Below are 9,466 nucleotides of genomic sequence, written 5' to 3' on the forward strand. Positions count from 1 at the left end.
GATCCAGATCCAGATCCCGGGCGCCCCGCCGGTGGTCATCCCGCTGCCGTTCTGACCGATAGCCGCTACCGGGGGCGCAGCACGATTTCCGTCGGATGGGCGTCGGCGGGCGTGCGGATCGCGTTCCCCACCGCCTGCGCGACGGTTGCCGGGCGCAGGTACCGATCGGGCCGGTACTCGTTGCCCTCCTCGGCGACGAGCGCACGCTGCATGTCGGTGTCGATGCGGCCCGGGTGCACCGACGTCACGCGCAGGGCCGGTTCCTCCTGGCGCAGTACATCGCCGAATGCCCGCAGCGCGAACTTGCTCGCCGCGTACGCTCCCCATCCGGCCCGCGCATTGAGGCCGGAACCCGAATTGATCAGCACCACATGCCCGTTCGCGGCACGCAGGGCAGGCAGCAGGGCGCGGGTCAGGGCCACGACGGCAAAGACGTTGGCGTCGAACATCTCCCGCCACTGCGCGACATCGGATTCGGCGACGGTGCCGAGGCTCGCGATGCCCGCGTTGTGCACGAGAACGTCGAGCCGATCGATGCCGGAGCAGGCCGCGGCGACGGCATCGTGGTCGAGCAGATCCACCGGCCACGGGGTCGCGCCGGGAAGTTCCGCGACGATCGCGCCGAGGGACTCCTCGGTGCGACCACCCAGCAGCAGGTCGTGGTCGGGGGCGAGTTCGCGGGCGATCGCGGCACCGAGGCCGCGGGTTCCTCCGGTGATCAGGGCTGTCGGACGCATACGGTCGAGCGTAGGACAGGGCGCCCGGCCCGGTTCCGTGCCGCCTCTCCCCGACCGGACGGACCGAATAGCGGTTTCCCGCCACCCGGGCTGCGGTGGGGCGGCCACAATGGAGGATATGGACCCGGTGAGCGCACTGCGCGAAGTCGCGTTCTGGCTCGAACGCGAGCACGCCAAGACCTACCGTGTACAGGCCTACCGCCACGCGGCGGACGTGGTGGCGGCACTCGACGAGACACAACGGGAGCACCGCCGCCGCACCGACACGTGGTCCGAGCTGCCCGGCATCGGCCCGAAAACCGCCGCCGTGATCCGCGAATCCTACGACGGAATCCCCGGCTACCTGCAGGAACTGCGCGATGTGGCCGAGCCGATCGGGCGCGGGGCCGACGACCTGTGCACCACCCTGCGCGGCGACCTGCACACCCATTCCGACTGGTCCGACGGCGGTAGCCCCATCGAGGAGATGGCGCGCGCCGCGAAGACCATGCTCGGGCACGAGTACCTCGCCGTCACCGATCATTCGCCGAGACTGACCGTTGCCAACGGGCTGAGCCCGGAGCGGCTGCGCACCCAGCTCGGAGTGATCGCCGAACTCAACGCGTCGGGCGACGGAGCGCGGATCCTGACCGGCATCGAGGTCGACATCCTCGAGGACGGGTCGCTCGACCAGGACGACGACCTGCTCGCCGAGCTCGACATCGTCGTGGCCAGCGTGCATTCGAAACTGCGGGCCGAGAAGTCCGCGATGACCCGGCGGATGGTGCGGGCGGTGACCAATCCGCACGTCGACGTGCTCGGGCACTGCACCGGGCGGCTCGTCACGGGTGGTCGCGGGCAGCGGCCCGAATCGACCTTCGACGCCGAGAAGGTGTTCTCCGCGTGCCGCGACCACGGCACGGCCGTCGAGATCAACTGCCGGCCGGAGCGTCGCGACCCGCCGAGCCGGATGATCGACCTGGCGCTGCGGCTCGGGTGCCGCTTCGCGATCGACACCGACGCACACGCCCCGGGCCAGCTGGACTGGCTGGGGTACGGATGCGAGCGCGCCGCGGAGCGGGGTGTCGAACCGGAGGACGTCATCAACACGTGGCCCGTCGAGGAACTGCTGGCCTGGACCGCCGGATAGGAGCGGATGTGGAACACGTCGATGTCGTGATCGTCGGGGCCGGCCTGTCCGGTATCGGCGCCGGATACCGCCTGCAGACGCAGTGCCCGGAGCTGACCTACACGATCCTCGAGGGTCGCGACGCGATCGGCGGAACGTGGGATCTGTTCCGCTACCCGGGTATTCGATCCGACAGCGACATGTACACCTTCGGATATCCGTTCCGGCCGTGGCACGGCGACCGGTCCTTCGCCGACGGCCCCTCGATCCTCGAGTACGTGCGGGCGACCGCCGCGGACTACGGGGTGGATCGCCGAATCCGTTTCGGGCACAAGGTGAACGGTGCCACGTGGGATTCGGGCACCGCGACGTGGACGGTGCGGGCGATCGCGGACGGCCTCCCCGTCGAACTGACGTGCTCGTTCCTGTACATGTGCAGCGGCTACTACAGCTACGAATCGGGGTACCTGCCGGACATTCCCGGCCTGAACACCTTCGACGGCCCCGTGGTGCACCCGCAGTTCTGGCCGGAGGACCTCGACTGGTCCGGCAAACGCGTCGTGGTGATCGGCAGCGGTGCCACCGCGGTCACCCTGGTGCCCGCGATGGCCGAGGACGCCGAGCACATCACGATGCTGCAGCGGTCGCCGTCGTACATGATCTCGCTTCCCACTCACGACCGGTTCGCCGACCGGATCCGGACATGGTTGCCGGGCAACGTCGCCCACCGTGTCGTGCGTATGAAGAACGTCACGAGAATGCTGGCGTTCTATCAGTTCTGCCAGAGGATGCCGCACCTGGCGCGCAAGGTGATCCGCACCGGTGCCGCCCGCCGCCTGCACGGGAGCGCGCCGGTCGATCCACATTTCGCGCCCACCTACGATCCGTGGGATCAGCGCATGTGCCTGGTTCCCGACTCGGACCTGTTCCGGGCGCTCCGATCCGGTCGCGCCGACATCGTCACCGCACGGATCGAACGGGTCACCGACCGTGGGGTCCGACTCGAGTCCGGCGAAGAACTCGAGGCCGACGTGCTGATCACCGCGACCGGTCTGCGGATCGTTCCGGCCGGTGGTATCACGCTCGTCGTCGACGGGGAACGGGTCGATCCGAGCGACAGGTACGTGTACCGCGGGACGATGCTCAGCGGCGTGCCGAACTTCGCGTTGTGCCTCGGCTACACGAACGCGTCGTGGACGCTGCGTGCCGATCTCGCGTCCCTGTACGTGTGCCGGCTGTTGAACCATATGCGGCGCAAAGGGTATCGGAGCGCGATGCCCGACTATCGCGGCGACGGACGGACCCGCCCGCTGCTCGATCTCTCCTCCGGATACGTGCAGCGCGCCGCGGGGATCCTGCCGCGGCAGGGCACCCGCAACCCGTGGCGGATGCGCCAGAACTACCTGCTGGACCTGCCGACGATGCGATTCGGCCGGATCGACGAATCGATGGCGTTCAGCCGGTGACGAGGCCCTCCTCGGCCGGTGCCGATTCGCGAGGTGGCGGAATCTCGCTGTCGCACAGCACCTTCGCTCCGGATGCGAACCGCTGCACCTCGTCGTCTCGACGGATCTGCGCCGGGACCGCGCCGCCGAGCAGATCCCGGGCGAGGCTCGCGGAGTCGCCGAGGGGCGAATCGCTGCCGGCGATGACGACGTTGCCGTAGCGGCGGCCTTTGAGCATCGCCGGGTCGGCGATGATCGCGGTGTGCGCGAACACGCTGCCGATCGTCGCTGCCTCGCGCTTGGCGGTCGTGAGGTCGCGGGTGTCCCCGCAGTTCACGACGTAGATCCCGCCGGGTGCCAGCACACGACGGGCGTGCCGGGTGAACTCGACGGTCGTCAGCGCCGCAGGTGTGCGGTTGATCGCGAACACGTCCCGCACGATCAGGTCGCGGGTGCCGTCGGTGAGCGAACTCAGCACCGCACGCGCCTCCCCGACCCGGATGCGCAGCAGCGGTGCCCGCGGGAGATCGAACCACTCGCGCACCAGCTCGGCGAGCCGCCCGTCGATCTCGACGACCACCTGCCGGGAGTTCGGAAAGCACGCGTGGACGTACCGGGCCATCGTGCACGCACCGCCACCGAGGTGCAGCACCCGCAGCCGGTCGGCACGGGTCCAGTGCGCATCCATCAGGTGCGCGATCCACCGCATGTACTCGAACTCGAGCAGCGTCGGATCGGACAGGTCGATGTGGGAACTGGGCACCCCGTTGATCTCGAGCAGCCACCCGTCCGGCCGGTACCGGTCCTTGACGAGCTCGCACGTGCCGGTGTCGATGTCGTGGATTCCGGCCGACAGAACGGCATCGGAGGCGGGACGGGGACGGGAGCTCACCGCCCCATTGTCCTCCCCGGTGCCGCCGGCACGGCACGAGGGGGCGGCCGACCGGGCTCTCGGCGTGCGCTTTTCCTCGGAAGTCGCACAATGAAACGATGCCGGACCGCGGATTCACCCATACGCAGCTCGCCGCGCGCGCTGCCTACCTGTTGCGCGGCAACGATCTGGGCACGATGACCAGTGCGGCGCCGAAGCTCTATCCGCACATGTGGAGCTGGGACGCGGCGTTCGTCGCCGTCGGGCTGGCGCCGTTGAGCGTGGAACGCGCCGTCGTCGAACTGGACACGCTGCTGTCGGCGCAGTGGAGCAACGGAATGATCCCGCACATCGTCTTCGCCAACGGCGTCGACGGGTACTTCCCCGGTCCGTCCCGGTGGGCGGTGAGCGAGCTCGCCGCGCATGCCCCGGACGGTGTGCAGACGTCGGGGATCACGCAGCCGCCCGTGCACGCGATCGCGGTGCAGCGGATCCTCGATCACGGTCGCCGGCACGGCCGCAGCACGCGCGCGGTCGCCGAGGAGTTCCTGGACCGGCGGTGGGCGGACCTGGTGCGCTGGCATCGCTGGCTCGCCCGTGCCCGCGACCTGGAGGGGAACGGCCGCATCGCGCTGTATCACGGGTGGGAGTCCGGGATGGACAACTCGCCGCGTTGGGACGCCGCGTACGCGAACGTCGTGCCCGGTCCGATCCCGGCCTATCTGCGCGAGGATCTGGTGCACGTCAGCGATGCCGGACAGCGCCCCACCGACGCCGAGTACAACCGCTATCTGTGGCTGCTCGAGGAGATGAAGGGCGTCCGGTACAACGACGAGGAACTCACCACCGCGATGAGCTTCGCGGTCGAGGACGTGTTCGTCAGCGCCGTTTTCTCGCTGTCGTGCGAGGTGCTCGCCGTCATCGGCGAGGAGCATTCGCGGCCGCACGCGGACGTGCGCGACCTCTACGGCTGGGCCGAACGCTTCCGGTGGGGCGTCATCGCGACGACGGACGAACGTACCGGCGCGGCACGAGATTTCGATCTTCGATCCGGGAAGTGGATCGCCACCGAGACTCTCGCGATGTTCGCGCCGCTGCTGTGCGGCGGCCTGCCGAGGGCGACCGAACTCGCGCTGTTGCGGACCTTCGAGGGACCGAAGTTCTGCGGACATCCGGACCTGCGGTACGCGGTGCCGCCGTCGACGTCGCCGGTGTCGAAGGATTTCCGGTCCCGCGAGTACTGGCGCGGACCGGTGTGGCCGGTGATGACGTGGTTGTACTCGTGGGCGTTCGCGCGCCGCGGCTGGGCCGAGCGCGCGAACATGCTGCGCGCCGAAGGGCTCCGGCAGGCCGCCGACGGTTCGTTCGCCGAGTACTACGAGCCGTTCACCGGCGAACCTCTGGGCAGCATGCAGCAGTCGTGGACGGCGGCGGCCGTGCTGGACTGGCTGGGATAGGCGTCCCGCGGGCCCCGTACACGGGGCTTTTGTGCTCCGGGGACAACACCTCGCCGGAACTCGAGCCCGCGAGGCCCTGGTTGATAAGTGATGCGCGTCACTACCGTTGCGGTCATCCCCGAAGGAAGGACCGACCGCCGTGACGACCGACAGCACCATGACAATCCACAGCGCCGAGACGCTCGACCCCGCGACGATCGAGTACCTGGTGTGGCATCGCGAGTCCGATCGCCCGTGCGTGCGTGACGACGCCCTCCGGCTCACCTACTCCGAATTCGCCCGCAGGGTAGACGGATTCGCGTCCCAGCTGCAGGAGCGCGGGATCGGGCCCGGGGACGTCGTGGCGGTGATGCTGCCCAACCGCGCCGAACTGCTCATCGCGCTGATGGCCGCGTGGCGACTCCGGGCGACGGCGACCCCCGTCAATCCCGCGTTCACGGCCGCGGAGGCCGGCTACCAGATCGACGACGCCGGAGCGGTACTCGTGCTGGGCACCGGCCCCGAGTCGCCGTCTGCCGGGCGGCCGCTGATCCACGTCGACGACATGGTCACCGCACCGCCGGCCGGGTGGACCGCCGGTGACGATCCCGCCGCCGACGACACCGCACTGCTGATCTACACGTCCGGTTCGACGGGCCGCCCCAAGGGAGTGCAGCTCACGCACGCGAACCTGCAGTTCATGGCGGCATCGTTCCGGACGCATCTGCGGCTCACCGAATCCGATCACTGCCTGCTGATCCTGCCGTTGTTCCACGTCAACGCGATCGCCGTCAGCTTCCTCACACCGATCCTGGCCGGGGCGCAGCTGAGCATCACCGGCCGGTTCTCCCCCGCCCGGTTCTTCGACGACGTCGCCACGCTGCGGCCGACCTACTTCTCGGCCGTGCCCACGATCTACGCCCTGCTCGTCTCGCAGCCCGCGCAGGCGTCGCTCGACACGTCCTCGCTCCGGTTCGGGATCTGCGGTGCCGCACCGATTTCGAAGGAACTCCTCGATCGGGTCGAGCAACGCTTCGGGCTGGTCGTGGTCGAGGGATACGGGCTCACCGAAGGAACCTGCGGGTCCGCGTGCAACCCGATCGACGGTCCCCGTAAGCTCGGCACCGTGGGGCCGGCACTGCCCGGTCAACGCATCGGCATCGTCGACGAGAACGGAAACACGCTGCCGCCCGGGCAGATCGGCGAGGTGGTCATCGAAGGCCCGAACGTCATGGCCGGCTACCTCGGCCGGCCCGACGAGACCGCCCGCACCGTCGTCGACGGACGGCTGCACACCGGCGACGTCGGCCGCCTCGACGAGGACGGCTACCTCACCCTCGTCGACCGCATCAAGGACATGATCATCCGGGGCGGAGAAAACCTGTACCCCAAGGAGATCGAGAACGCGCTCGCCGAACATCCGGCGGTGCTCGAATGCGCCGTGATCGGCGCACCCCACGACGTGTACGGCGAGGTGCCGGTCGCGTACGTGGTGACCTACCCCGATCGTGAAACCACCGAGGAGGAACTGCTCGCCCACGTCGCCGATCGGTTGACGCGGGTGAAGGTACCCGAAGCGATAGTCCTGGTCGACGCTCTGCCGCGCAACCCGGTCGGCAAGATCGACAAGCCCGACCTACGGCGCCGCCACTCGGTGCCCGCCGACGCCTGACCCTTCCCCCACAGCTCGTTTACTCGACTCGCCGGCAGCAGGCCGGTGAGGCGATACACCCTACCCAGGAGGCGAATTCCCATGGGATTCAAGACCGGCAACTTTCCCGAGGTGGACCCCTCGACATTTCGTGACCAACCGTTCCGGGACCGTCTGCGCGCCATGTCGACCCACTGGGTCGACCACGGGTTCGGAACCCCGAAGATGGTGCACACCGTCTACATCCTCAAACTGGCGATCCTCTACGTCGGCGCGGGCACCGCACTGGCGACCCTCACGTCGGGACTGTCGTGGTTCGACGTCGCGTCGTGGTGGAACCAGCCGATCGTCTACCAGAAGCTGATCCTGTGGACGGTGCTGCTGGAGGCACTCGGTCTCGCCGGTTCGTGGGGCCCCCTCGCCGGCCACTTCAAGCCGATGACCGGCGGCTTCCGGTACTGGCTCAAGCCCGAGACGATCCGGCTCCCACCGTGGCCGGACAAGGTGCCCGGCACGGCCGGTGACCGCCGCACCGTCGGCGATGTCCTGCTCTACGCCGTGCTGCTGGCGAACCTCGTTGCCGCCGTGGTTCTTCCGGGTGTCCATACCGGCTCGCTCGACGCACTCGTCGCCGACAACGTCGGCCTGGTCCGGCCCGCCGTCGTGGCCCCGCTGATCGTGCTGCTCGTCGTGATCGGCCTGCGGGACAAGGTCATCTTCATCGCGGCTCGCAGTGAGCAGTACCTCCCGGCCATGGTGTTCTTCACGTTCCTGCCGTTCGTCGACATGATCGTCGCGCTCAAGCTGCTCATCGTCACGGTGTGGGTCGGGGCCGGTGTCTCGAAGTTCGGACGCCACTTCGCCATGGTCGTGCCGCCGATGATCAGCAACACGCCCTGGATGCCGTCGAAGCGCATCAAGCGCATGCACTACCGCAGTTTCCCGAACGACCTGCGCCCGTCGCACCTGGGCAGCGGCGTCGCCCACGTCCTCGGCACCCTCGTCGAGATCGTCACCCCGGTGATCCTGCTGTTCTCCACCAACCGCACGGTGACGCTGCTCGCGGTGCTGCTGATGGTGGCGTTCCACTTCTTCATCGCCTCCACCTTCCCGCTCGCGGTCCCGCTGGAGTGGAACCTGCTCTTCGCGTACGCCACCGTGTTCCTGTTCTGGGGCTTCCCCGCGTGGGAGGGCTACGGCGTCGGCGACATGTCGTCGTGGTGGCTGGCGGGCGGAATCGCCGTCGCGCTGTGCTTCTTCCCCGTCCTCGGCAACCTGCGGCCCGACCTGGTGTCGTTCCTGCCGTCGATGCGGCAGTACGCCGGCAACTGGGCGTCCGCGACCTGGGCGTTCGCGCCGGGCGCGGAGGAGAAGCTCGACCGGCACATCGTCCGGGCCGCGAAGAACACCCGCACCCAGCTGCTCGAGACGTACCCGCCGGAGGTCGCGGACGTCGTGATGCACCAGCTGCTCGGCTGGCGGTCGATGCACAGCCAGGGCCGCGCGTTGTTCTCCCTGATGATGCGGCACCTCGGCGACGACATCGACACCTACGACCTGCGTGAGGCCGAGTTCTCGTGCAACTCCATCGTCGCCTTCAACTTCGGTGACGGGCACCTGCACAACGAACACCTGATCGCCGCGATCCAGCGCCGCTGCAACTTCGCGCCCGGCGAGTTCGTCGTCGCCTGGATCGAATCGCAGCCCATCCACCGCGGCGTGCAGGAATACAAGGTGATCGACGCGGCGGTCGGCGTGATCGAACGCGGCACCTACAAGGTCGCCGACGCGGTCGGCGAGCAGCCCTGGCTGCCCAACGGCCCGATCCCGTTCGACGTGCAGTGGACAATGGACCGCAAGGGCGCACATCGCGACGCGGACGATCGGGAGGTCCTGGCGTGAGCACAGCGGTCGTGGTCGGCAGCGGGCCCAACGGGCTCGCCGCCGCCGTCCACCTCGCCCGTAGCGGTGTGGACGTCCAGGTTCTCGAAGCGGCCGACGAGATCGGTGGCGGCACCCGTTCCGGCGAACTGACCGTCCCCGGCCTGGTCCACGACCACTGCTCGGCCTTCCACCCGATGGGTGCGGGCTCCCCCTACCTGCAGACCCTCGGCCTCGAGCGGTACGGGCTGCGGTGGCGGTGGCCCGAGGTCGACTGCGCACATCCGCTCGACAGCGGTGAGGCCGCGCTGCTGTACCGGTCGCTCGACGCCACCGC

At 68.9% G+C, this 9,466-nt stretch carries 8 protein-coding genes; 6 read left to right on the forward strand and 2 right to left on the reverse strand.

Annotation, left to right across the window (positions count from 1 at the left end):
- Positions 1-65 precede the first annotated feature (65 nt).
- Entirely contained in the window at positions 66-737 is a 672-nt protein-coding gene (locus I0Q12_RS08230) for an SDR family oxidoreductase (protein ID WP_197251465.1), read from the reverse strand.
- 118 nt (positions 738-855) lie between these two features.
- On the opposite strand from I0Q12_RS08230, the gene I0Q12_RS08235 reads away from it, so the two are divergent.
- Both I0Q12_RS08235 and I0Q12_RS08240 read left to right on the forward strand, forming a co-directional pair.
- Entirely contained in the window at positions 856-1,866 is a 1,011-nt protein-coding gene (locus I0Q12_RS08235; RefSeq protein WP_197251466.1) for a PHP domain-containing protein, read from the forward strand.
- 8 nt (positions 1,867-1,874) lie between these two features.
- Entirely contained in the window at positions 1,875-3,311 is a 1,437-nt protein-coding gene (locus I0Q12_RS08240; protein ID WP_307846113.1) for an NAD(P)/FAD-dependent oxidoreductase, read from the forward strand.
- Here I0Q12_RS08240 and I0Q12_RS08245 read toward each other — a convergent pair.
- The gene (locus tag I0Q12_RS08245) at positions 3,301-4,182 is read right to left on the reverse strand and encodes a fused MFS/spermidine synthase (RefSeq protein ID WP_197251468.1); all 882 of its coding nucleotides are present in this window, start codon (positions 4,180-4,182) and stop codon (positions 3,301-3,303) included. The genes I0Q12_RS08240 and I0Q12_RS08245 overlap by 11 nt on opposite strands.
- 98 nt (positions 4,183-4,280) lie before the next feature.
- On the opposite strand from I0Q12_RS08245, the gene I0Q12_RS08250 reads away from it, so the two are divergent.
- The 4 genes from I0Q12_RS08250 to I0Q12_RS08265 all read left to right on the forward strand — a co-directional run.
- Positions 4,281-5,618 carry a glycogen debranching protein gene (locus I0Q12_RS08250; RefSeq protein WP_197251469.1) on the forward strand — a complete coding sequence of 446 codons (1,338 nt, stop codon included), beginning with the start codon at positions 4,281-4,283 and terminating at the stop codon, positions 5,616-5,618.
- Positions 5,619-5,775: 157 nt separating this feature from the next.
- Positions 5,776-7,269: a class I adenylate-forming enzyme family protein gene (locus I0Q12_RS08255; protein ID WP_197251473.1), complete on the forward strand. Its 1,494-nt coding sequence runs from the start codon at positions 5,776-5,778 to the stop codon at positions 7,267-7,269.
- Positions 7,270-7,350: 81 nt separating this feature from the next.
- Positions 7,351-9,150 (forward strand): DUF3556 domain-containing protein, encoded by a 1,800-nt coding sequence (locus I0Q12_RS08260; protein WP_197251470.1) that lies wholly within the window; start codon positions 7,351-7,353, stop codon positions 9,148-9,150.
- Positions 9,147-9,466, forward strand: a 320-nt coding sequence (locus I0Q12_RS08265; protein WP_197251474.1) for an FAD-dependent oxidoreductase, incomplete at its 3' end; no start/stop codon positions are given. The genes I0Q12_RS08260 and I0Q12_RS08265, both read left to right, overlap by 4 nt.

The organism is Rhodococcus sp. CX (genome assembly GCF_015865005.1).
GTDB lineage: Bacteria > Actinomycetota > Actinomycetes > Mycobacteriales > Mycobacteriaceae > Rhodococcus.

What these genes read in the sequence shown, in the direction of transcription:
- I0Q12_RS08230 (WP_197251465.1), bottom strand. Translation starts at nt 737, where the DNA reads ATGCGTCCGACAGCCCTGATCACCGGAGGAACCCGCGGCCTCGGTGCC.
- I0Q12_RS08235 (WP_197251466.1), top strand. Translation starts at nt 856, where the DNA reads ATGGACCCGGTGAGCGCACTGCGCGAAGTCGCGTTCTGGCTCGAACGC.
- I0Q12_RS08250 (WP_197251469.1), top strand. Translation starts at nt 4,281, where the DNA reads ATGCCGGACCGCGGATTCACCCATACGCAGCTCGCCGCGCGCGCTGCC.
- I0Q12_RS08255 (WP_197251473.1), top strand. Translation starts at nt 5,776, where the DNA reads ATGACAATCCACAGCGCCGAGACGCTCGACCCCGCGACGATCGAGTAC.
- I0Q12_RS08260 (WP_197251470.1), top strand. Translation starts at nt 7,351, where the DNA reads ATGGGATTCAAGACCGGCAACTTTCCCGAGGTGGACCCCTCGACATTT.